The organism is Ferrimonas sp. YFM (genome assembly GCF_030296015.1).
GTDB lineage: Bacteria > Pseudomonadota > Gammaproteobacteria > Enterobacterales > Shewanellaceae > Ferrimonas.
On sequence record NZ_AP027368.1, the window covers coordinates 732100 to 754308 of the forward strand.

At 58.9% G+C, this 22209-nt stretch carries 20 protein-coding genes and 6 tRNA genes; 9 read left to right on the forward strand and 17 right to left on the reverse strand.

From position 1 onward, the window contains the following. Window positions 1-15: 15 nt before the first annotated feature. From ybeY to QUE41_RS03505, 4 genes are all read right to left on the reverse strand, one after another. Window positions 16-471, reverse strand: coding sequence for an rRNA maturation RNase YbeY (ybeY, locus tag QUE41_RS03490; RefSeq protein WP_286341556.1), 456 nt, complete (start codon window positions 469-471; stop codon window positions 16-18). After that, the gene (locus tag QUE41_RS03495) at window positions 455-1510 is read right to left on the reverse strand and encodes a PhoH family protein (RefSeq protein ID WP_286341557.1); all 1056 of its coding nucleotides are present in this window, start codon (window positions 1508-1510) and stop codon (window positions 455-457) included. The genes ybeY and QUE41_RS03495 overlap by 17 nt, the downstream gene beginning before the upstream one ends. A 12-nt stretch (window positions 1511-1522) precedes the next feature. After that, window positions 1523-2953, reverse strand: a complete 1431-nt coding sequence (gene miaB / locus QUE41_RS03500; RefSeq protein WP_286341558.1) for a tRNA (N6-isopentenyl adenosine(37)-C2)-methylthiotransferase MiaB — start codon at window positions 2951-2953, stop codon at window positions 1523-1525. A gap of 93 nt (window positions 2954-3046) precedes the next feature. Continuing rightward, window positions 3047-3337 carry a hypothetical protein gene (locus QUE41_RS03505; RefSeq protein ID WP_286341559.1) on the reverse strand — a complete coding sequence of 97 codons (291 nt, stop codon included), beginning with the start codon at window positions 3335-3337 and terminating at the stop codon, window positions 3047-3049. Between the two features lie 180 nt (window positions 3338-3517). On the opposite strand from QUE41_RS03505, the gene QUE41_RS03510 reads away from it, so the two are divergent. Then, window positions 3518-4684 (forward strand): FAD-dependent monooxygenase, encoded by a 1167-nt coding sequence (locus QUE41_RS03510; RefSeq protein WP_286341560.1) that lies wholly within the window; start codon window positions 3518-3520, stop codon window positions 4682-4684. Window positions 4685-4686: 2 nt separating this feature from the next. After that, window positions 4687-6747 (forward strand): FUSC family protein, encoded by a 2061-nt coding sequence (locus tag QUE41_RS03515; RefSeq protein ID WP_286341561.1) that lies wholly within the window; start codon window positions 4687-4689, stop codon window positions 6745-6747. 517 nt (window positions 6748-7264) lie between these two features. Here the strand turns inward: QUE41_RS03515 and QUE41_RS03520 are convergent. From QUE41_RS03520 to lolB, 12 genes are all read right to left on the reverse strand, one after another. Continuing rightward, window positions 7265-7339: transfer RNA gene (locus tag QUE41_RS03520), tRNA-Gln, on the reverse strand. Window positions 7340-7426: 87 nt separating this feature from the next. Then, window positions 7427-7501 (reverse strand) — tRNA-Gln (locus tag QUE41_RS03525). A gap of 11 nt (window positions 7502-7512) precedes the next feature. Then, a tRNA-Leu gene (locus QUE41_RS03530) sits at window positions 7513-7597 on the reverse strand. A gap of 33 nt (window positions 7598-7630) precedes the next feature. Then, window positions 7631-7707 (reverse strand) — tRNA-Met (locus QUE41_RS03535). Window positions 7708-7715: 8 nt separating this feature from the next. After that, a tRNA-Gln gene (locus tag QUE41_RS03540) sits at window positions 7716-7790 on the reverse strand. A gap of 142 nt (window positions 7791-7932) precedes the next feature. Further along, window positions 7933-8009: transfer RNA gene (locus QUE41_RS03545), tRNA-Met, on the reverse strand. Between the two features lie 270 nt (window positions 8010-8279). Continuing rightward, window positions 8280-9371, reverse strand: coding sequence for a redox-regulated ATPase YchF (ychF, locus tag QUE41_RS03550; protein WP_286341562.1), 1092 nt, complete (start codon window positions 9369-9371; stop codon window positions 8280-8282). A gap of 24 nt (window positions 9372-9395) precedes the next feature. Next, the gene (pth, locus tag QUE41_RS03555) at window positions 9396-9992 is read right to left on the reverse strand and encodes an aminoacyl-tRNA hydrolase (RefSeq protein ID WP_286341563.1); all 597 of its coding nucleotides are present in this window, start codon (window positions 9990-9992) and stop codon (window positions 9396-9398) included. A 213-nt stretch (window positions 9993-10205) separates the two neighbouring features. After that, entirely contained in the window at window positions 10206-12140 is a 1935-nt protein-coding gene (locus QUE41_RS03560; RefSeq protein WP_286341564.1) for a bifunctional metallophosphatase/5'-nucleotidase, read from the reverse strand. Between the two features lie 295 nt (window positions 12141-12435). Next, window positions 12436-13383, reverse strand: coding sequence for a ribose-phosphate pyrophosphokinase (locus QUE41_RS03565; protein WP_286341565.1), 948 nt, complete (start codon window positions 13381-13383; stop codon window positions 12436-12438). A 60-nt stretch (window positions 13384-13443) separates the two neighbouring features. Beyond that, window positions 13444-14295 carry a 4-(cytidine 5'-diphospho)-2-C-methyl-D-erythritol kinase gene (gene ispE, locus QUE41_RS03570; RefSeq protein WP_286341566.1) on the reverse strand — a complete coding sequence of 284 codons (852 nt, stop codon included), beginning with the start codon at window positions 14293-14295 and terminating at the stop codon, window positions 13444-13446. Then, window positions 14295-14849, reverse strand: a complete 555-nt coding sequence (gene lolB / locus QUE41_RS03575) for a lipoprotein insertase outer membrane protein LolB (protein ID WP_286341567.1) — start codon at window positions 14847-14849, stop codon at window positions 14295-14297. Before lolB ends, ispE begins: the two co-directional genes overlap by 1 nt. Before the next feature lie 190 nt (window positions 14850-15039). On the opposite strand from lolB, the gene hemA reads away from it, so the two are divergent. The 6 genes from hemA (at window position 15040) to kdsA (ending at window position 20857) form a co-directional block, all read left to right on the forward strand. Beyond that, window positions 15040-16290, forward strand: a complete 1251-nt coding sequence (gene hemA / locus QUE41_RS03580) for a glutamyl-tRNA reductase (RefSeq protein WP_286341568.1) — start codon at window positions 15040-15042, stop codon at window positions 16288-16290. Between the two features lie 29 nt (window positions 16291-16319). Then, window positions 16320-17399 carry a peptide chain release factor 1 gene (prfA, locus tag QUE41_RS03585; RefSeq protein ID WP_286341569.1) on the forward strand — a complete coding sequence of 360 codons (1080 nt, stop codon included), beginning with the start codon at window positions 16320-16322 and terminating at the stop codon, window positions 17397-17399. 2 nt (window positions 17400-17401) lie between these two features. Further along, entirely contained in the window at window positions 17402-18247 is an 846-nt protein-coding gene (gene prmC, locus QUE41_RS03590; protein ID WP_286341570.1) for a peptide chain release factor N(5)-glutamine methyltransferase, read from the forward strand. Next, window positions 18247-18630, forward strand: a complete 384-nt coding sequence (locus QUE41_RS03595) for a SirB2 family protein (protein ID WP_286341571.1) — start codon at window positions 18247-18249, stop codon at window positions 18628-18630. Before prmC ends, QUE41_RS03595 begins: the two co-directional genes overlap by 1 nt. 100 nt (window positions 18631-18730) lie before the next feature. Continuing rightward, window positions 18731-19978, forward strand: a complete 1248-nt coding sequence (locus QUE41_RS03600; protein WP_286341572.1) for a DUF819 family protein — start codon at window positions 18731-18733, stop codon at window positions 19976-19978. A 27-nt stretch (window positions 19979-20005) separates the two neighbouring features. Further along, window positions 20006-20857 carry a 3-deoxy-8-phosphooctulonate synthase gene (gene kdsA, locus QUE41_RS03605; RefSeq protein ID WP_286341573.1) on the forward strand — a complete coding sequence of 284 codons (852 nt, stop codon included), beginning with the start codon at window positions 20006-20008 and terminating at the stop codon, window positions 20855-20857. A 53-nt stretch (window positions 20858-20910) separates the two neighbouring features. On the opposite strand, the gene QUE41_RS03610 is transcribed toward kdsA, so the two are convergent. Next, window positions 20911-21138 (reverse strand): hypothetical protein, encoded by a 228-nt coding sequence (locus tag QUE41_RS03610; RefSeq protein WP_286341574.1) that lies wholly within the window; start codon window positions 21136-21138, stop codon window positions 20911-20913. Between the two features lie 143 nt (window positions 21139-21281). Between QUE41_RS03610 and QUE41_RS03615 the strand changes: the two genes are divergently transcribed. Then, the gene (locus tag QUE41_RS03615) at window positions 21282-22208 is read left to right on the forward strand and encodes a transcriptional regulator GcvA (protein WP_286341575.1); all 927 of its coding nucleotides are present in this window, start codon (window positions 21282-21284) and stop codon (window positions 22206-22208) included. Window position 22209 lies beyond the last annotated feature (1 nt).

A 22209-nucleotide genomic window follows, 5' to 3' on the forward strand; every position in this document is an offset into this window, starting at 1 on the left:
ACAGCAAAAACAGGCTCAACGCTCCGTGTAAGGATCGCTGATGCCCAGTCCATGGAGAACGCGGGTTTCCAGAGCTTCCATCTGCTCCGCTTCCTCATCCTCCAGATGATCATAACCTATCAGATGCAGGCAACCGTGTACAACCATGTGGGCCCAGTGGTCCCTGGCAGTTTTTTGTTGCTCTTTTGCCTCTTTTTCAACAACTTCTGCACAAATCACCAGATCACCGATTAGGTCGGTGGGGATCATCGGCGGTGCTTCAAAAGGGAAGGAGAGCACATTGGTGGGTTTGTCCTTGCCCCGGTAGTCACGGTTGAGCTCCTGGCTCTCTTCGGCACTGACGATGCGGATGCTCAGTTCCGCAATCTCACGCTCCTGGGCCAGGGCGGCCTCGGCCCAGCTTTGAAACTGGGCTTCGCTTGGCAGATCAAAGCCTTCAACTACTGGTTGAAGATCAAGAATCAGTTCCATCCTCTTTGGCCTCCTCCTGCTGGCGGACTTTCTCCCGCTCCACCTTGAGCTTGTGCTGCTGCTGATCATGCTTCTCATAGGCGTCGACGATGCGTGCCACCACAGGGTGGCGAACCACGTCGCCGCTCTGGAAGAAGTTGAAGCTGATGGACTCCACGTCACGCAGCACCTCGATGGCGTGGCGCAGGCCGGAGCGGACATTGCGCGGCAGGTCCACCTGGGTGATGTCGCCGGTGATCACCGCCCGGCTGTTGAAGCCGATACGAGTCAGGAACATCTTCATCTGCTCCGTGGTGGTGTTCTGGCTCTCATCCAGGATGACGAAGGCATCGTTCAGGGTGCGGCCACGCATGTAAGCCAGGGGGGCCACTTCGATGACGTTGCGCTCAATCAGCCGCTCCACCCGTTCGAAGCCCAGCATCTCAAACAGGGCGTCGTACAGGGGGCGCAGGTAGGGGTCCACCTTCTGGGACAGATCGCCAGGCAAAAAGCCCAGCTTCTCGCCCGCTTCCACCGCAGGGCGGGTCAGCAGGATGCGTCGCACCTCCTGGCGCTCCAGGGCATCCACCGCCGCGGCCACTGCCAGGTAGGTTTTACCCGTACCCGCTGGCCCGACACCGAAGGTGATGTCGTGGGCGATGATGTTGCGAATGTACTGGGCCTGGTTGGGGTTACGGGGCTTTAAGATGCCGCGCTTGGTCTTGAAGAACACCTCTTTGCCCAGGGCGCTCTCATCCTGCTCCGCTTCGAGGGCAACGAACTCCTGAATGGCCAGGTGCACCTGGTCGGGCTCCAGATCCGGCATGGCACCGCGCACCGGGGCGGTCTGCACATAGAGATCTTTGAGGATGCCGATGGTGCCGTGAACGAACTGGAGCTGACCCACCACCTGGAAGTGGTTGTTGCGGTAGCTGATCTCGACGCCGAGTCGGCGCTCCAGTTGTTTCAGGTTATCGTCGAAGGGACCGCACAGGGCGGCAAGCCGGCTGCTCTCAGCCGGCTCGAGGTACACATCGTGTGTCACTAATTTGTTGGTCAAGCCGGTCTCCGATTACGGCTGAAAAGTGGCAACGCCCAGCTCGTCTGGTTCGCCGGCGGGGCGCTTGGCTAGAATCTCAGAGGGGCGCAGCTGACGGCGCAGATCCATCTGATCTTCGGTCCTTACCACTATACCACGTAATGAGTTAGGCATAACCTCAGTGATCTCCACATCCACGAAGCTGCCGATCATCTCGGGAGCACCTTCGAAGTTGACCGTGCGGTTGTTCTCGGTCTTGCCGCGAAGCTCCATCACGTTCTTCTTGGAGGTGCCCTCCACCAGGATGCGCTGAACGCTGCCCAGCATGCGGCGGCTGTATTGCATCGCCTGCTGGTTGATGCGCTCCTGCAGGATATAGAGGCGCTGCTTCTTGGCCTCTTCGGTCACATCATCGGGCAGATCCGCCGCTGGGGTGCCCGGGCGCGGGCTGTAGATGAAGGAGAAGCTCTGATCGAAGTCGATCTCCTGGATCAGCTTCATGGTCTGCTCGAAGTCGTCATCGGTCTCGTTGGGGAAACCTACGATGAAGTCGGAGCTGATGTGGATGTCGGGACGCACCTTGCGCAGGCGACGGATGATCGATTTGAACTCCAGCGCGGTGTGGTTGCGTTTCATCTGGGTCAGGATGCGATCGGAGCCGCTCTGGACCGGCAGGTGCAGGAAGTCCACCAGCTCAGGCACATCGGCGTAGGCGTCGATGATGTCCTGGGTGAACTCCACAGGGTGGCTGGTGGTAAAGCGCAGACGGTCGATGCCGTCGATGGCCGCCACATAGCGCAGCAGATCCGCGAAGCTGCAGATCTCGTCATCATGGGTGGCACCGCGGTAGGCGTTGACGTTCTGGCCCAGCAGGTTGATCTCACGAACCCCCTGCTCCGCCAGTTGGGCGACTTCGTAGAGGACGTCGTCCAGGGGGCGGCTTACCTCTTCCCCACGGGTGTAGGGCACCACACAGAAGCTGCAGTACTTGTTGCACCCTTCCATGATGGAGACGAAGGCAGTGGCACCCTCGGCGCGGGGCTCGGGCAGACGGTCAAACTTCTCGATCTCGGGGAAGGAGACGTCCACCACACCATGTTCACCCTGCTGGATGCGGGTGATCATCTCCGGCAGGCGATGCAGAGTCTGGGGGCCGAACACGATGTCTACGAAGGAGGCGCGTTCGCGAATGGCGTCTCCCTCCTGGGAGGCCACACAGCCGCCAACGCCAATCACCAGGTTGGGGTTCGCTTCCTTGAGAGGCTTCCAGCGACCCAGCTGATGGAACACCTTCTCCTGCGCCTTTTCACGGATGGAACAGGTGTTCAGAAGGAGCACGTCGGCTTCAGCCGCGTCCTCGGTCAGGGAGTAGTTGCCAAAGGATTCGAGCAGACCCGCCATCTTGTCGGAGTCATACTCATTCATCTGGCAACCCCAGGTTTTAATGTGCAGTTTTTTGCTCATCAAACTGTGCCGCTCGTATTACCTAATGAAAAAATAGCGGGCTATTCTAAACCCGAAAACTCCATCTGGCTAGTTGCTGCACAGTGTTAACCATCATTGGGGGCTGAGGGTCTGGGGCCCGGCAGTGGCTTTTATGGGCGCCGAGCGCTGGGTATCTGTTTCTTCTGCTTGGGCAAACTGTTCGCTAAGCTCCAGTCCGCTGGCCATCAGGGCCTGGTGTGACTGAGCCAGAATATCGTCTTTAAGCTCCTCCTCCATCTCATACTGGGCCTGGGCCACTATGGGCAGGGGGGCATACACCTCCATGGTGTAATCGGCTCTTGGGGCCGCCGTCAGCAGCAGCGGGGCCAGGGCAAACATCAGCATTGTCGTTGGGGCCTTCATATCTCACCTCACAGGTCCTAAGTGGCTTTCGCAAGCTAAGTGTAGGAGCTGCTCCGAGACCGCCAGGGAAGGGTTGTAAATGAGTGTGTGGAATGGCCGGGAAACACACACTCAGTTACAGCCGGTAAGAATTGGTCATGATATGATGGCCCAATCTTCGTTGGAGCCCGGAAGGATGGGATGGAGCAGAGCGATATTTTGATTGCCGGTGGCGGCATGGTGGGAGCGGCCAGTGCCCTGGCCCTGGCGGATCTGGGCCTGGAGGTCACTCTGTTTGAAGCCAGGGAGCCGGAGGAGTACGACGCTGAGCAGCCCATGGACCTCAGGGTCAGCGCCATCAGTCAGGCGTCAGAGCGCTTGCTGGAGAGTCTGGGAGGCTGGGCTGGTGTGGAGAGCATGCGCAGTGCCCCCTATCGGACCCTGGAAACCTGGGAGTGGCAGGGAGCCCGTATCTGCTTCGACGCCGACGAACTAGGGTTGTCTCACCTGGGGCACATCGTTGAAAACCGCATCCTTCAACTCTCTCTCTGGCAGGCGGTGCGTCGTCACAGCCGCATTCGTCTGATCACCGGCATTCGTCCGGAACGCTTCTGGCAGGATGAGCAGGGCGCCTGGCTCGAGGCCGACGGTACCTTCTACCAGGGACAGCTGCTGCTGGGGTGCGACGGTGCCCAGTCTCAGGTGCGCCGCCAGGCGGGAGTCGGAGTCAGTGGCTGGAACTATCGTCAGCACTGCCTGGCCATCAATATCCGCACCCAGCAGCCGCAGCAACAGGGTACCTGGCAGGAGTTCACCCCGACCGGTCCCAGGGCGCTGCTGCCCCTGGCGGGCAATCACGCTTCCCTGGTGTGGTACGACGCCCCTCAGACCATCGCCGAGCTCAAGCGCCTGAGCCCCTCCGAACTCAAGCGGGCCATCGTCGCTGCCTTCCCCGACCGACTGGGGGAGTTTGAGATTGAGCAACTGGCCAGCTTCCCCCTGACCCGGCAGCACGCCAAGGCCTACTTCAAGGGGCGCATGGTATTGCTGGGTGATGCGGCCCACACCATCAACCCCCTCGCCGGCCAGGGCGTCAACCTGGGCTTTAAGGATGTGGCTGTGCTGGCGGAGGTGCTGCGTGAGGCGATGGAGCGGGATGAGCCGATTCACAGTGAGTCTGTCCTCAAGCGCTATCAGCGCCGCCGTCATCCGGACAACCTGGCGATGCAATCGGCCATGGATGCCTTCTACCTGATGTTCAGCAATGACCACCTGCCACTGAAGCTGGTGCGAAACCTGGGACTGACACTGGCGGAACACTCCGGCCCCATCAAGCGCAAGGTGATGCAGTACGCCATGGGTCTGTAGCAGTGCTGCTCTCGTTTCGGCGCTGGTGGTTCAACGGCCACATCAATCTGGCGTTGCGCCTCAGTACCGCGGTGATGCTGTGGCTGGCGCTCGCCTGGACTCTGGACCTGTTCCTGTTGGGTCTGCTGTCGTTGTTGGCCCTGCCTTGCGTGTTTATCTCCGGCATAGATCAACCTTCACCGGGCTGGGGCAAGCGCCTGGCCTGGTCCATTCCCCTGCTCGGGGGCGTGGCACTGGTGTTTGGTGCCCTGGGCGCCTGGTGGCCCCCCTCGTTGATACCGGCCCTACTGGTGGCCGGTGTGCTGCTGACGACCCTGTCCGCCTTTGGTGAGCTGTCGGGCAGGACCGGGCTTGCCGCCCTGGTGATGGCGGCCATGTCCCAGGTGTCGGCCGGGGTGATCCCCGCCTGGCAGTTTGCCCTGGGTACCACTCTGGCGGCCCTGTGGGTGGTGCTGTTCTCCGACTGGTGGTTTCGAGCCCAGAGGGAGTACCCGCTGCGCCAGGCGCTCTCCCTGAGCTATCGGCGGCTGGCGGTGATCCTGGCCAGCCGGCTGCGTTGGCTGGAGGACCCGTCCCTGGGCGCCAGATTCGACCTGCCCCTGGCTGAGCAATTGGCCCTGGTTCGGCGCTATGTGGCGGTGGCCAAGTCCAGAAACCGCTTGACCCCAGAGCTGTATCAGGCGTTTGTGGCGGCGGTGGACTTGCAGGAGAGGCTGCAGGCGATTCCCAATCCCGAGCTCAGTCGCGCCCTGTTTGCCCAGCCTGGTGTGCTACCCGCCTATCGTTTGTGGGTGGCGGTGACCAGCCGGCGCCTGCGACAGGTGGCGGATCACCTGATGACGGTCCAACCCATAGGGGAGGACCCCAGGTTGGCGGATGTGGAGCAGCAGTTGCTGACCGCCCTGACCCCATTGCAGAGAGGGCGCTTTGGCAGCATTGCCCCCTATTTTGTTTCCAATGCCAGGCGGATCAGTCGCTTGGCCCAGCGGGTGGCACCGCTCTACCGCCGGCCGATGATCGGTCAGGAGCCGGTGATGGACCACTGGCAGCGATGGCGGCAACACCTGAGCTGGTCCTCGCCCATTTTCCGCGGTGCGGTGCGCCAGGGGTTGCTGCTGGCAACGACCATGGGGATCATCCAGTACTTTGACCTGGATAAGGGATACTGGGCGCTGCTCTCGGTGCTGCTGGTGGTCCGCGGGGGCATAGTGGATACCCGTCAGCGGGCCTGGCAGAGGATCTGGGGCACCCTGGTGGGCCTGGGTCTGGCGGCCAGTGCCCTGTCCCTGGGACTGACCGGTAACTGGGCCCTGGCCCTGGGGCTGGTGCTGGTACCGCCAACCCTCTCCCTGATCCCTGTGCATCACGGATACTCCTGCACCCTGGGCACCATCATCTTGATCATGGTGTTTGAATACATCGCCGGGCAGGGGATGTCGGTGATGCCCCTGCGTCTGCTGGAGACAGTGATTGGCTGTGCCGTGGTACTGCTGGGGTATCGATATCTGTGGCCGCAGTGGCAGGGCGGTCGGCAGGCCGAGCTGAGGCGACAGGCGATAGGGCGACTGAATCACTATCTGTTGCTGGTGCTGTCGGTGTTTGAGGGGCAGCAGGTCTCCTCCTTGTCTCTGGCTCGGGCGCGGCGCCACACCTATGAGCAAGGGGTGGCCCTGACCAGCAGCTTCGAACAGATGCGTCAGGAGCCCAGCTACAGCCGCCATCGTGACTCTGCTGAGTTGATTCGTCTCTATAAGGAGACTCAATCCCACCTCAACGCCCTGGCCCCGGCTGCGCGACGTGGTACTCAGTTGACTGAGGAGCAGTCCCAGAGCGCCCACCGGGTGCTGACCGGGGCGGTGGCCGCCCTGGAGCGCGCGTTGGAGGGGCAGGGCAGTGGTCAATGGCCTGAGTCAGTTGAGCAGGAGCGGCAGAGGCTGTACCGGCTGGTGGAGGAGGGCAGAGTCGACAGGACCGGCTTTGTGCTCTATCAGCTCAACCTGATTGCCGAACGTTACCAGCAGATGCTGGCCATTGCCGCCAGGCCGGCACCGGATAAACACTAGAGATCAGACAGGGCCCGCACAGAAGCGGGCCTTTTTTTTGGCAAAGGCTGAGATCTCTTGCGCTTAGACCGCTGACAGCAAAGCCCACTGCCTCCTGCTGGTGCGAAGCCGGGGAGCGCCGGGATCAAAAAAGCCCGCTCGAGAGCAGGCTTTTTCTTTTTTATGGCTGGGCAGCAGGGCGTAATGGCCTTTGGTGGGGGCAACACGCCCTTGGGTTCGGACCTAGGGTAGACGCCGGGATCAAAAAAGCCCGCTCGAAAGCAGGCTTTTTCTTTGTATGGCTGGGCTACCCGGTTCGTACCTGGGGTAGACGCCGGGATCAAAAAAACCTGCTGAAGAGCAGGTTTTAATGAAGATGGCTGGGCTACCCGGTTCGGGCCTGGGAGTAGATGCCGGGATCAAAAAAGCCCGCTCGAAAGCAGGCTTTTTCTTTTTTTATGGCTGGGCTACCAGTTTTGAACCTGGGGGTAGACGCCGGGATCAAAAAAACCTGCTGAAGAGCAGGTTTTAATGAAGATGGCTGGGCTACCAGGATTCGAACCTGGGAATGGCGGGATCAAAACCCGCTGCCTTACCGCTTGGCGATAGCCCAACAAATTGTGTCATGGGTGCCTGAGGCAACCACTTTTTAATGGAAGGAGTCTCGGGGAAACCCGTTATCTCTAGCCATTGTTTAATATGGCTGGGCTACCAGGATTCGAACCTGGGAATGGCGGGATCAAAACCCGCTGCCTTACCGCTTGGCGATAGCCCAACTGAATTAAATGGTGCGGGAGGAGAGACTTGAACTCTCACACCTTGCGATACCAGAACCTAAATCTGGCGCGTCTACCAATTCCGCCACTCCCGCACAGGAGTTATGTCGTTGCGGGCAACGAAATAATGGTGGCTATGGCGGGACTTGAACCTGCGACCCCAGCATTATGAGTGCTGTGCTCTAACCAGCTGAGCTACATAGCCACGAAAAATGGCTGGGCTACCAGGATTCGAACCTGGGAATGGCGGGATCAAAACCCGCTGCCTTACCGCTTGGCGATAGCCCAACAGATGAAAACAAACGTTAAGAGAGATCTCTATCCATCTCAAAAAGGTGATGGTAGCTGCGGCGGGAGTTGAACTGCGACACTTCAGTATTAGCTGAGTGCTGCGCTCTTTCCTGCGCTAAAAACCAACCCTTCAAAAAGATGGTAGCTACGGCGGGACTTGAACCTGCGACCCCAGCATTATGAGTGCTGTGCTCTAACCAGCTGAGCTACGTAGCCATCGTTTTGTTTTCTCTCCCCATCGTGGGAAGCGGGGCGTATTATGCGTAGAACCGCGGATTGGGTCAACCGCTTTTTTCCACGGATTTGGGCCCGCAAGCATCGTTCGACTGCAAAATGAGCGATTCGGTTTTCCCCTGGTCGGGTAGCGAATGCTCCTTAACCAGACGGGCCACCGAAACAGAGGGAAAGTGTAGCTGAGGTTTGCCGGGAAAAAAGAAACGCCCCGCAGGTGCGGGGCGTTTAATCTGTCTGTGTCAGACGGGATGGTTAGACGTTAAACAGGAAGTGGATAACGTCGCCGTCTTTTACGATGTAGTCTTTACCTTCGGAGCGCTTCTTGCCCGCTTCCTTGGCGGCGTTTTCGCCACCCAGCTCGACGTAGTCATCGTAGGCGATCACTTCGGCGCGGATGTAGCCACGCTCGAAATCGGTGTGGATCTTACCCGCCGCCTGGGGACCGGTGGCGCCCACAGGGATGGTCCAGGCACGCACCTCTTTCACCCCGGCGGTGAAGTAGGTTTGCAGGTCCAGCAGCTCGTAACCGGAGCGAATCACCCGGTTCAGGCCGGGCTCTTCGATGCCCAGATCCGCCATGAACTCGTCACGCTCTTCGTCGTCCAGTTCGGCGATCTCCGCTTCGATCTCGGCGCAAACGGCAACGACTACGGCGTTCTCTTTGGAGGCGATCTCGCGAACCTTATCCAGATAGGGGTTATTCTCGAAGCCGTCGTCGTTGACGTTGGCGATGTACATGGTGGGCTTCAATGTCAGCAGGCCCATGTAGTCGATCGCTTTCTTCTCGTTGGCGTCCAGCTCGACGGAGCGGGCCATGCCACCCTCTTCCAGAGTCGGCTTAATCTTGTCCAGTACGGTGATCTCGAACTTGGCGTCCTTATCGCCGCCCTTGGCGCGCTTGCCCAAACGCAGCAGGGCGCGCTCAACGGCGTCCAGATCGGCCAGGGCCAGCTCGGTGTTGATCACCTCAATGTCGGCCGCAGGATCGACGCCGCCAGCCACGTGAACGATGTTGTCGTTCTCGAAGCAGCGTACCACGTGACCGATGGCATCGGTTTCACGGATATTGGCCAGGAACTTGTTACCCAGACCTTCACCCGTGGAGGCACCCTTCACCAGACCGGCGATGTCCACGAACTCCATGGTGGTGGGCAGCACCCGCTGAGGGTTGACGATCTTGGCCAGAGCATCCAGGCGGCTGTCCGGCACAGGTACCACACCGGTGTTTGGTTCGATGGTACAGAAGGGGAAGTTGGCCGCTTCGATACCGGCTTTGGTCAGTGCATTGAAGAGAGTGGACTTGCCCACGTTAGGCAGGCCGACGATTCCGCATTTAAAACCCATGATGGAAAACCTTTCTGTTTACGCTCAGGCCGGCTCGGCCTTGAATGTATGGAGTCGATTCATTGCTTTGGTGATGCCGTCTTTGAGCAGGATGTCGATGCAGCGGGACGCTTCGTCCACTGCTTCATCCATGGCGCGCTGCTCGGCAGCGGGCGCCTTGCCCAGTACGTAACCACTTACTCTGTTTCTATCGCCCGGGTGGCCGATGCCGATGCGCAGGCGGTAGAACTCTTTGTTGTTGCCCAGTTTGCTGATGGTGTCTTTCAGGCCGTTGTGACCGCCGTGGCCGCCGCCCTTTTTCAGGCGGGCAACGCCGGGGGGCAGGTCCAGCTCATCGTGAACCACCAGGATCTGCTCCGGGGCCAGGCCATAGAAGTTGGCCATGGCACCAATGGCTTTGCCGGAGAGATTCATAAAGGTGGTGGGGATCAGCAGGCGCAGATCGGCGCTTCCCTGTTGAATTCGGCCTGTGAGTCCAAAGAACTTGCTCTCCGCCTTGAGGGTGATGCCGTGCATGCGGGCCAGTTCCTCCACCAGCCAGGCGCCGGCGTTGTGACGGGTTTTGCTGTATTCCGGCCCTGGATTGGCCAGGCCGACGATCAACTTAATGTCGTTACTCACTGTCTTTTGGACTCTTTTAACTAGTAAATCTTGGGAGGTGCCTGGAAAAGGGAACCGAACCCTTCCACCTTCAGTTGTTGACCCTGCCGTGGCGTGGCCTGGGGGCAAAGGCAGCGCAGTGTACCACTTTGACCCCGGTGTTCTCAATTTATCGCCAGAGGCAACGAAAAAGCGCGGCCATTGGCCGCGCTTATTCAGTCAATCAGCGTGAGCTTAGTCGCCCGCTTTCTTAACTGGATCGTCCTGCTTCAGGCCATCAGGGGCAATAAAGGTCAGGCCTGTAGGCAGCTGAACCAGTTGCTCTCCGTTGGCTTCCATCATCTCAACGTATTCAATCATGGACTCGTTGTCGATGAAGCCAGATTTAACCATGGGCGCCTGGTTGCGCTCAGCGAAGATGGCGTAACCGTCTTTGCCGCCGGCGATGTAGGCGTTAGTGGCGATCTTGTATACCTTCTCATCTTCAATGTCGACACAGCTATTGGCAGCAACGCCACCTGGACATACCTGCAGGCCTTCAATCTGCTCACCCGCAGTGGCTTTACCGTTGAAGGTGTACTGAACGTTGGCTGTGGTGGGGAAGGCACCGCTGGAGGTGGTGATAGAGTAGTTGATGGTGCTGTCCAGCAGATCGCGTACGTCTTTACCCTTCAGCTCAACGATGGCCAATTCATTGTTGAAGTAGAGCAGGGAGCCGATGATGTAACCGGCGGTCAGCCCGTTTTCGCCTGCGGCGATGTTGTCACGGACACCACCGGTGTTGGTGATGGCCATGTCAATGTTGTAGCCGTGCTTGTTCAGCTTCCAAACCATGGATGCGGCCACATGCGCTCCGGCTTCAGAACCGGTAGTCGGCAGAGAGGCGGCAAACTTGGCTTGGCCTGGGATACGGGTGTGATCCAGGCTCTTGGAGTCTACTGGGTCGTTGGCGTCATTAACCTGACCTACGACTTTGGCCTTCAGTTTTTCAACTTCAGGTGCATATTCGGTGTCGATCATCAGGCGCATCAGAGGATCTTCAGGAGAGATGGCAATGTTGTCCTGCTCACCAACAAAGCTTTCCACGGCACCCTGGTGCTCGTCGGTCAGCGCGATGCGGTTTTTGCCGTCATATTTATGAGCGAAGTTGTTGTCGATAAGCAGGGTGTTGTGGCCACCACAGTTGCTGACGGCACCCTTGGCGAAGTCAACTTTAACCTGACCAACAGCTTGAGCGTATTGCCCAGCTTGTACCACACAGGTTTTACCTAAGCCATCAGGGTTGGTGACAATCTGTGCGTAATCCACTTCGGCGTCACCGTGGCCCAGGCCGATGTTGGTGAAATCACCCAGCAGAGTGTGGGAATGACCGCCTACGATCAGGTCGATGCCGTTGACGTTTTCAGCAACCTTCATGTCACGATCAACACCGATGTGGCTGACCATGATGATCTGCTCGACGCCTTTTTTCTTCAGCTCGTCGACGGTCGCCTGAGCGGAGGCAACTTCCTTTTCAAACACCAGGTCTTCGCCCGGAGAGGAGATGGTTGGCATATCTTCCAGAACCAAGCCGAACACACCTACGGCAATACCGTCAAACTCTTTGATGATGTATGGCTTCAGGTTGTCCAGTTTGGACATGTCGCTGTCCTTGCTGGTGTCCATGTTGGCGGCCAGAACAGGGAAGTTGACGTTGTTGACGAAGTCAATCAGCGCTGCATTGCCCAGATCGAATTCGTGGTTACCCACTGCCATGGCGTCCAGACCCATGTCGCTCAGCAGTCGGGCGTTACCTTTACCTTGAAGCTGATTGAAGTACAGGGAGCCCTGGAAGGCATCACCGCCATGCAGGGCCAGGAAAGGCGTGTTTGCTTGGCCCGCCTGATAGCGTGCTTCGGCAAGCTTTGCGGCAATTCTTGGGTAGCCGCCTACGTCAGAACGTACGGAGAATTCATCCAGGCCATCATGGTCACTGTCGTGTTCGATGTGGGCGGTGAAGTCCAGGCTGGTCGCATCGAAGTTAGAGTGAGTGTCGTTAATGTGAGCGACGATAAGGGAGAAGTTGTCAGGAGTGGTGTAGCTGGGACCGTTGTCGTTGTCGGAGTCAGAACAGGCAGACAGGGCTGCCAGCAGGGAGACCGCGATCAGGGATTTTTGCAATTTCATCATACTGGATACTCGATTGATTTATTTTATGAGTTTTCCGCCATCTTGGCTGGTGGGAAGGTATCACTAATGGCGATCACGCTTGGGTGATCCAGATCACGCCAGCAAGAATTTCGAAACACCAATGTATCATTACAGTATTGTGACAATCATTCGGTCTTGTTGCTGAGCCGAATTACTTGGCGAAATGTGCGCATAAGATCGCAATGGGAAAGGTGGCTGAATAATATTTTTGTAGATAAAAGAAAAAAGGCGTTCCTGAGGAACGCCTTTTTTGGGATAGAGACTTGCGAGCGGATTAGTGCTCGAACATCGCAGAGATGGACTCTTCGTTGCTGACTCGGCGGATGGCTTCGGCCATCACGGAGGACATGGTCAGCTGGGTCACCTTACCGGTGGCACGCATCTCTTCGGACAGGGGGATGGTGTCGGTGACGATCACTTCATCGATCACGGAGTTGGTGATGTTCTGCGGGGCGTTGCCGGAGAAAACAGGGTGGGTGGCGTAGGCGAATACGCGACGGGCACCACGCTCTTTCAGGGCTTCGGCGGCCTTACACAGGGTGCCACCGGTGTCGATCATGTCATCAACGATGATGCAGTCACGGTCCTGAACGTCACCGATGATGTGCATCACCTGAGACACGTTGGCACGGGGGCGACGCTTGTCGATGATGGCCAGGTCGGTGTCGTCCAGCAGTTTGGCGACGGCACGGGCACGCACTACACCACCGATGTCCGGGGAAACCACCACGGGGTTATCCAGATTCTTGGCACGCATATCTTCCAGCAGCACGGGGCTGCCGAATACGTTGTCCACGGGCACATCGAAGAAGCCCTGAATCTGCTCGGCGTGCAGGTCACAGGTCAGCACGCGGTCAACGCCTACGCTGGACAGGAAGTCAGCCACAACCTTGGCGGTGATTGGCACACGGGCAGAGCGAACACGACGGTCCTGACGGGCGTAGCCGAAGTAGGGGATCACGGCGGTGATACGGCCAGCTGAGGCGCGGCGCAGGGCATCCACCATCACCACCAGTTCGATCAGGTTGTCGTTGGTAGGAGCACAGGTGGACTGAATAATGAAGACATCAGCACCACGAACGTTCTCGTTGATCTGGACGCTGATTTCGCCATCGGAGAAACGACCTACGTCGGCCTCGCCCAGGGAGCAGTAGAGACGGTTGGCAATACGCTGGGCCAGTTCAGGAGTCGCGTTGCCGGCAAAGAGCTTGATGTCGGGCACAGTATTAACCTCAGGCTAGGCTTATTTTGTTTTGGATGTGGAGTCGCTGGTTGCTGCTCTTTATAGGGGCTGTTGGCACCGTCCCATCAAGGGGGAGCGGTTGCAGCCACGAGCAACGAACCCTTGCCACTCATTGGGCAGATCGGCATAGGCATTCAGCGCCTCCTCCTCAGTGGAAAAGGTGCCAAAAACACAGCTGCCGGTGCCGGTCATTTGAGACGGCGCGTATTGTATCAACCAGCCCAAGGCGTTTGCAACTTGACCATGGCTTTGCAACACCACGGGCGTGCAGTCATTGTGCCACTGACTGGGACGGCGTTCTGGCTGGGCCAATTTGGGGGTATTTCGGGTCAGCCCAGGGTGGCCGAAAATCTCGGCGGTGGAGACCTCAACACCTGGGGCGATCACCAGGTACCAGGGCTCTTGAATGTCCACCGGACGCAGCTTCTCGCCGACGCCGTCGGCAACGGCGGCGCGGCCCCGGACAAACACCGGGACATCGGCCCCCAGGCTTAGCCCCAGCTCCGCCAGGGTATCCTCATCCAGGTTCAGGCCCCACAGGGCATTGAGCGCCACCAGGGTGGTGGCCGCGTCCGACGAGCCTCCGCCCAGTCCACCGCCCATGGGCAGTCGCTTCTCCAGCTCTATCTTGGCCCCCTGGGTGCAGCCTGTGTGTTGCTGCAGCAGTCGGGCGGCGCGAACAATCAGGTTGTCCTCATCGGCCACCCCTTCGACCGCCGGGCTCAGGGTGACATCCGGCGTGTCGGTGATGGTGAAATGCAGGGTGTCGCCAAAATCCAGAATCTGGAACAGGGTCTGCAATTCGTGGTAACCATCCTCCCGGCGACCGTTGATGTGAAGGAAGAGGTTGAGTTTGGCGGGGGCGGGCCAGTTACGGCTTGGGGTTGGCATCACCTTGGAAGCTCCGGTTGCCAGTCTGAAAGCGCCAATTTTAACCTGTTGTCCCCCTGGCGCAAGCTGACCATTCTGGGGATGCGATACCCTTCAACTTGTTGCCAGCCCTGATATTTCATCTGCCAGGGGGGCTGATTGGGGTCCAGCACCAGGGTCACCTGAGCCGGCCAGCCGTTGTCATCCAGTACGGTTTGCCCCTCATCCTGTGATCCCTGCCCAAGAATCCAACGAGAAAGATCAGTCAGGGGAACTGCCCAGCCAGTTAGGCGTCCTAACAGCTCAGAAGCGTTGTTGCCTGAGTAGGTTTTGTCCTGGTAACGGATCTTGGCCCCATTTTCAGAAGCCTGAAGCGTGATCAGGGTTGAGCCAAACAGGTTGGTCAGTCTAAGATCGTCGCGGTCGCCGTTATGCTGCCAGTGAAGGTTGACAGAAAGTCGCTCTTCCGGCTGGATAATGGCCAGCTTTCCCTTGAGTTGCCAACGGGTTAAATCTGATGGTGAGGCGGAGTCCCTGGATGCAGGGGGAGCAGTGGCACAGCCGGACAACCACATTAAAAATAAGAGTATGAAATACGGGTGAGATCGGCGTTTAAGCATAAATTACCTGTTTTGTGCACTGTACCACAATCAGCAACATGACCATTGTTTAGAGTCGACAACCGCCTTTCAAGGTTGCGCGTTTGCGCATAGAATTGCGCAAATCTCGACCCATGTTCAAATTTCGGGTTTAAGCTGGAGAACCATGACGTTAGTAGCAATTGGGATCAACCACAAGACCGCCAGTGTCTCTCTGCGGGAGAAGTTGGCATTTGGACCGGACATTCTGGGCGATGCCCTCAAGAGCGTGTCCAGGCTGACGCCGACCGGCGAAGCGGTGATCCTGTCTACCTGCAACCGCACCGAACTCTACATCAACCGTGCAGACAGCGAAGCTCTGGTGGCCTGGCTGGTGGAGTACCACAACCTGCCCGAGGATGAGGTGCGAGCCAGCCTCTATCTTCACGAAAACCAGGCTGCGGTCAAACATCTGCTGCGTGTTTCTGCCGGCTTGGACTCCCTGGTCCTGGGTGAGCCTCAGATTCTGGGGCAGATCAAGCAGGCCTTCGGTAACGCCCAACAGCACGGCACCGTGTCTCACACCCTGGACCGCATGTTCCAGCACACCTTCAAGGTGGCCAAGAAGATCCGGACCGAGACCGAGATCGGTTCGTCGGCGGTCTCCGTGGCCTTCGCTGCGGTGAACCTGGCCAAACACATCTTCGACGATCTCTCCAAGTCCAACGTACTGCTGGTGGGGGCGGGTGAGACCATAGAACTGGTGGCCCGTCACCTCAAGGAAGCCGGTGTGACCACCATGACCGTGGCCAACCGTACCGTCAGCCGTGCCGAAGGGATGGCGGAAGAGTTTGGCGCCAAAGTGGTGACCCTGCCCCAGATCCCTGAGTGTCTGCCTCAAGCGGACATCGTCATCTCCTCCACCGCTTCGCCACTGCCGATCCTGGGCAAGGGGATGGTGGAGAATGCCCTGAAGCAGCGCCGTCAGCAGCCGATGCTGCTGGTGGACATCGCCGTGCCCCGCGACATCGAAGCCGAGGTGGGCGAGCTGGAAAATGCCTATCTGTACACCGTGGACGACCTGCAGGGGATCGTTCAGAAGAACATGGAATCCCGCCTCGAGGCTGCCGAGCAGGCCGAGGTGATCGCCGATGAGCAGTCCGAGGAGTTTATGGACTGGTTGCGCAGCCTGGATTCCATCGACACCCTGAAGCAGTTCCGGGATCAGAGCCTGGCCACCAAAGATGAGGTGCTTGAGCGCTCCCTGGCCAAGCTGAAATCCGGCGCCTCTGCGGAGCAGGTGTTGAGCGAGCTGGCCAACAAGCTGACCAACAGATTGATCCACGCTCCGACTCAGGCACTGTCCCAGGCCGCACGTTCCGGCGACCTGAATTCCCTAGACCTCTTGCGTAAGGCCCTTGGCATCAACGACAATTAGCGCCAGCGTTATTTGTTAAAGTTGAAAAGATGAAGCCTTCCGTTATTGCAAAACTAGAGGGCTTGCTCGAGCGTTATGAAGAGGTTCAGGCGCTGTTGGGCGAGCCCGATGTGATTTCCGATCAAGATCGATTCCGTGCTCTTTCCAAGGAGTTCTCCCAGCTGGAAGAGGTGGTGAAGGCGTTTCAGTCCTACCGCCAGGCTGGCGAAGACATTGAGACCGCCCAGGAGATGCTCGACGATCCCGACATGAAAGAGATGGCGGAAGAGGAGCTCAAGGAGGCCCAGGAGGTTCGGGAAAGACTGGAAGATGAGCTGCAGATCCTGCTGCTGCCCAGAGACCCCAAGGACGACTCCAACGCCTTTATCGAGATTCGTGCCGGTGCCGGTGGCGATGAAGCCTCCATCTTTGCCGGAGATCTGTTCCGCATGTACAGCCGTTATGCCGAAACCAAGGGCTGGCGCATCGAGCTGATGTCCGCCGCCGAGGGTGAGCATGGTGGTTTCTCCAAGGTGATCGCCAAGCTGTCCGGCGATGGTGCCTATGGGGTGATGAAGTTTGAGAGTGGCGGTCACCGGGTGCAACGGGTGCCGGCCACCGAGTCCCAGGGTCGCATCCACACCTCCGCCTGTACCGTGATCGTAATGCCCGAGCTGCCGGAAGCGGAGCAGATTGAGATCAACCCCGCCGACCTGAAGGTGGACACCTTCCGCGCCTCCGGCGCCGGTGGTCAGCACGTGAACAAAACCGATTCCGCCATCCGCATTACCCACCTCCCCTCCGGGGTGGTGGTGGAGTGTCAGGATGAACGCTCTCAGCACAAGAACCGGGCCCGGGCCATGTCCATCCTGGCTGCCCGCCTGCAGGCCGCCGAAGATGAGAAGCGTCGCAACGAGGAGCAGAGCTCTCGCCGCAACCTGATGGCCTCCGGTGACCGCAGTGAGCGTATCCGCACCTACAACTACCCCCAGGGGCGGGTCACCGATCACCGCATCAACCTGACCCTGTATCGCCTCAACGAGGTGATCGAAGGGGATCTGGACGCCCTGGCCCAGCCCATCCTCCAGGAGTACCAGGCGGACATGCTGGCCGCACTGGCGGAGGAGTAAGGGTGCGCCTGGATCAGGCACTGGCCCATGGCGCCAGCTGCCTGCAGGAAGGGGAGTCGCCGCAGATCGACGCTCAGCTGTTGCTCTGCTTTGTGCTGGATCGCCCCAAAACCTATCTCTATACCTGGCCTGAGCGGGAGCTGACCCCGGAGCAGGAGAGGGCATTCGACGCCCTGCTGAGCCGACGGGCGAACGGCGAGCCTGCAGCCCACATCACCGGAGTCAGGGAGTTCTGGTCCCTGGCGCTGAAGGTCAACCCCAGCACCCTGATTCCCAGGCCGGATACCGAGGCGCTGGTGGAGTTTGTCCTGGAGAGGGATCTGAAACCGGGCAGCACCGTAGTGGATCTGGGCACCGGCACCGGTGCCATTGCCCTGGCCCTGGCCAGCGAGCGCCCCGATTGGCGGATCACCGCCGTCGACCTGAAGGAAGATGCGGTGGCCCTGGCCCGGGAGAACCGGGATGCCCTGGGGCTGGATCTGGAGGTTATCCAGAGCAGTTGGTTCGACTCTCTCGAAGGGCGACGCTTCGATCTGGTGGTGTCCAACCCGCCTTACATCGAGGAGGCTGACCCCCACCTGAGGCAGGGGGACGTGCGCTTCGAGCCGCTGTCTGCCCTCACTTCAGGGGAGGATGGTTTGGTGGATATTACTCATATTGTTGAAAATGGACGCCAATTCCTCAATGATGGCGGCACCATGGTGTTAGAGCACGGTTACAATCAGGCTGCTCAGGTTCGAGCTCTGTTTGAACATTTCGGTTACACCGAGGTTGGATCCGGCAAGGATCTGGCCGGAAGGGAAAGATTCAGTTTTGGCCGCCTGATGGCGGCAACCAAGGAGACTTAATGGACGCACTCTACCCTGGAGTCAAACACTTCCACATGCTGATGATCGGCATGAGCGTGACCCTGTTGACCCTGAGATTCATCTGGAGCATGAGTGGCTCCGGTTTCATGAACCGCCGCTGGGTCAAGGTGTTTCCCCATGTGGTGGACACCCTGCTGCTGCTCTCCGGCGCCGCCCTCTGCTTCCTGATCGCTCAGTATCCGGGGTCCAGCCCCTGGCTGACCGAGAAGCTGCTGAGTCTGGTGGCCTACATTCTGCTGGGTGTTTTCGCCATGAAGAGTAAGGGCAAGCTATTGAGAGTTCTGGCCTTCTTTGGCGCTCTGGGCTGGCTGGGGATGATCGCCAAGGTGGCCATGACCAAGACCCCCATCCTGATGGGCTGATTTTGATGGCGCCCCCGGGCGCCATCTTTTCCTGACTCCCGCGGTCAGGCCATAAAAACACGCTGGCTAAGACCGGTGACAATAATAATTCGAGGAAGTTATGCAACAGGTAATGTTTACCAACCCGGCCACCGTGCTGGGTATTTTAATGTTGGTACTGGGGGCGGTGTTCTACACCCACCAGAGCCGTCATCCCTTCTGGCAGGGGTTCTATCGATTCGTTCCCGCTTTGCTGCTGTGCTACTTCATCCCCTCGCTGCTCAACAGCTTCGGGGTGATCGATGGTGATGACAAGACCCTGTACTATGTCGCCTCCCGGTTCCTGCTGCCCACCGCCCTGGTGCTGTTGACCCTGAAGCTGGATCTGCGCGCCATCGCCCGCCTGGGTCCCAAGGCGATCATCATGTTCTTCACCGGTACCCTGGGCATCGTCATCGGTGCACCCATCGCCCTGCTGGTGACCTCGGCCATCTTCCCCGAACTGCTCGGCGGACACGGACCCGAGGCGGTATGGCGCGGCATGACCACGGTGGCAGGCAGCTGGATTGGCGGCGGTGCCAACCAGACCGCCATGAAGGAGATCTATGGCGTGGGCGACAATATCTTCTCGGCGATGATCGCCGTGGATGTGATTGTGGCCAACGTGTGGATGGCGGTACTGCTGTTTATGGCGGGTAAGGCGAAAGAGATCGACGCCGCCAACGGCGCCGATGCCTCTGCCATTGAGGCGCTCAAAGACAAGATGTCTCACTGGGAGGCCAACAACGCCCGTATGGCCCACCTCAATGACCTGATCTTCATCGTGGCCATCGGTTTCGGTGTGACCGGCCTGGCACACCTGGGCGCGGATATCCTCAGCCCGTGGTTTGCCGACAACTTCCCGGAGCTGAAGCGCTACAGCCTGCATTCCAAGTTCTTCTGGCTGATCGTGATCGCCACCGCCGTGGGTATTGCCCTGTCATTGACCCGAGTGGCTAAGCTTGAGGAGGCGGGGGCCTCCAAGGTGGGCTCGGCCTTCATCTATGTGTTGGTGGCCACCATCGGCATGCACATGGACATCAAGGCCATTCTGGATTCGCCGGTGTACTTCCTGCTGGGTGGCATCTGGATGCTGGTGCACGCCAGCCTGATGCTGGCGATGGCCAAGATCATTAAAGCCCCGCTGTTTTACATGGCCGTGGGCAGTCAGGCCAACGTGGGTGGCGCCGCCAGTGCCCCTGTGGTGGCCAGCGCTTTCCACCCCAGCCTGGCGCCTGTGGGCGTGCTGCTGGCGGTGCTGGGCTATGCCGTGGGAACCTACATGGCCTGGTTCAGCGGACAGATATTGCAAGTATTGGCGGGTGGTTAAACCACCCCATTCATAAAGAGAATTGTTATGCAAAATCGCACTATTGAAGTGAGTAACCTGGAGGTTGCCAACGACAAGCCGTTCGTGCTGTTTGGCGGCATGAACGTGCTGGAGTCCCGTGATCTGGCGATGCAGGTGGCGGAACACTACGTCGAGGTGACCAGCAAGCTGGGCATTCCCTACGTATTCAAAGCCTCCTTCGATAAGGCCAATCGCAGCTCCATCCACTCCTACCGCGGACCCGGCATGGAAGAGGGGCTGAAGATCTTCGAAGAGATCAAGGCGCAGTTTCAGGTGCCGGTGATCACCGACGTTCATGAGATCCATCAGTGTGCGCCCGTGGCCGAAGTGGCGGACGTGATCCAGCTGCCCGCCTTCCTGGCCCGTCAGACCGACCTGGTGCAGGCGATGGCTGAGACCGGCGCGGTGATCAACGTCAAGAAGCCTCAGTTCCTCAGCCCGGGACAGATGAAAAACATCGTCGACAAGTTCAACGAGTGTGGCAACGACAAGGTGATTCTGTGCGAGCGCGGCAGCAACTTTGGCTATGACAACCTGGTGGTGGACATGCTGGGTTTCCGCACCATGAAGGAGTGCAGCGGTGGTTTGCCGGTGATCTTCGATGTGACTCACGCCCTGCAGTGCCGTGACCCTCTGGGGGCGGCTTCAGGGGGACGTCGTCATCAGACGGTGGAGTTGGCTAAGGCGGGTATGGCGACTGGACTGGCTGGTCTGTTCCTGGAGGCGCACCCGGATCCCGACAAGGCCCGCTGCGATGGTCCCAGCGCCCTGCCTCTGGCAGTGCTGGAGCCCTTCCTGGCTCAGATGAAAGCCCTGGATGACCTGATCAAGTCTCAGCCTGACCTGGCCATCTCCTAACTCTTTCGCCCCTGTCGCCCGACCTTGGCGACAGGGCTTCTTCCTTGCGAAATTTAGTCAGCCAGGGTGGCTTTGGGAGCGGGCTGAGTCGCTACATCCATAGGCTCGCTCACTTCCATGGTGGCCTGCTCGGCCTGCATCTGCTGAACCTGTTGCTCCAGCTGTAGTTCGATCTGTTGATGAATCTCGTTGAGGTTAAACTCCACCGCTTCTGGCTGGGCCAGGGGGTTGTGCATGGCTACGGCAACTACGGTGGGGATAAGCAGGCTTAAAGTGGTCATGTCGGGCCTCATCGATTTCAGGAAGAAGGTTAAATTCAGTGCGTCTACGGGGTGAAAAATAGCCGGACGGGATAGTGATAACAAACGATTTAATATAATATTCGGTATTAGAAAATCTTATCCGGTAACCTTGAGGTAACCCTATGTCCCGCCGCCTGCCCCCGCTTAACGCCGTTAAGGCCTTTGAAGCGGCCGCCCGCAATCTCAGCTTCACGCGGGCAGCAGAAGAGTTATTTGTGACCCAGGCCGCAATCAGTCACCAGATAAAGGCGCTGGAAGAGTTTTTGGGATTAAAACTTTTCAGGCGCAGAAACCGATCCTTACTGCTCACCGAAGAGGGCCAGAGCTACTTCCTGGACATCAAGGATCTCTTCACTCAGCTCAGCGATGCCACCGAACGGCTGCTGGCCAGAAGTGCAAGCGGTTCTTTGACCGTCAGCCTGGCGCCCAGCTTCGCCATTCAGTGGCTGGTCCCCCGTTTGGCCAAGTTTTCCGAACTTCATCCCGATGTGGATGTTCGGATTAAGGCGGTGGATATGGATGAGGGATCCTTGTCCGACGACGTGGATGTGGCCATCTACTATGGCCGTGGCAAGTGGCCAGGGCTGCGGGCGGACATGCTCAGGGCAGAATCCCTGGTGCCTGTGTGCTCCCCCCAGTTGCTTGCCGGCCCCAAGCCGCTGAAGAGCGCCGAGGATCTTCAAAAGCACACCCTGCTGCACGATATGTCCCGCCGTGACTGGAAAACCTGGGCCAAGATGGCCGAAGTGGAGCTGCCCAACGTCAGTCAGGGCCCCATCTTCAGCCACTCCTCCCTGGTGTTGCAGGCGGCGATCCACGGCCATGGCGTGGCCCTGGGGTACTCGGTGCTGGCCCGGCCCGATATCGAAGCGGGCCGTCTGGTGTGCCCCATCGACAAGGTGCTGCCCAGCAAGAACGCCTACTACCTGGTGTGCCAGGAGAGCCAGTCGGATCTCGGTAAGATCTCAGCCTTCCGAGAGTGGATGGTGGATACCTTCCGCCAGGAGAACGAGTCGGATCCGATTCCGGCACCGGCTTACGATATCTAAG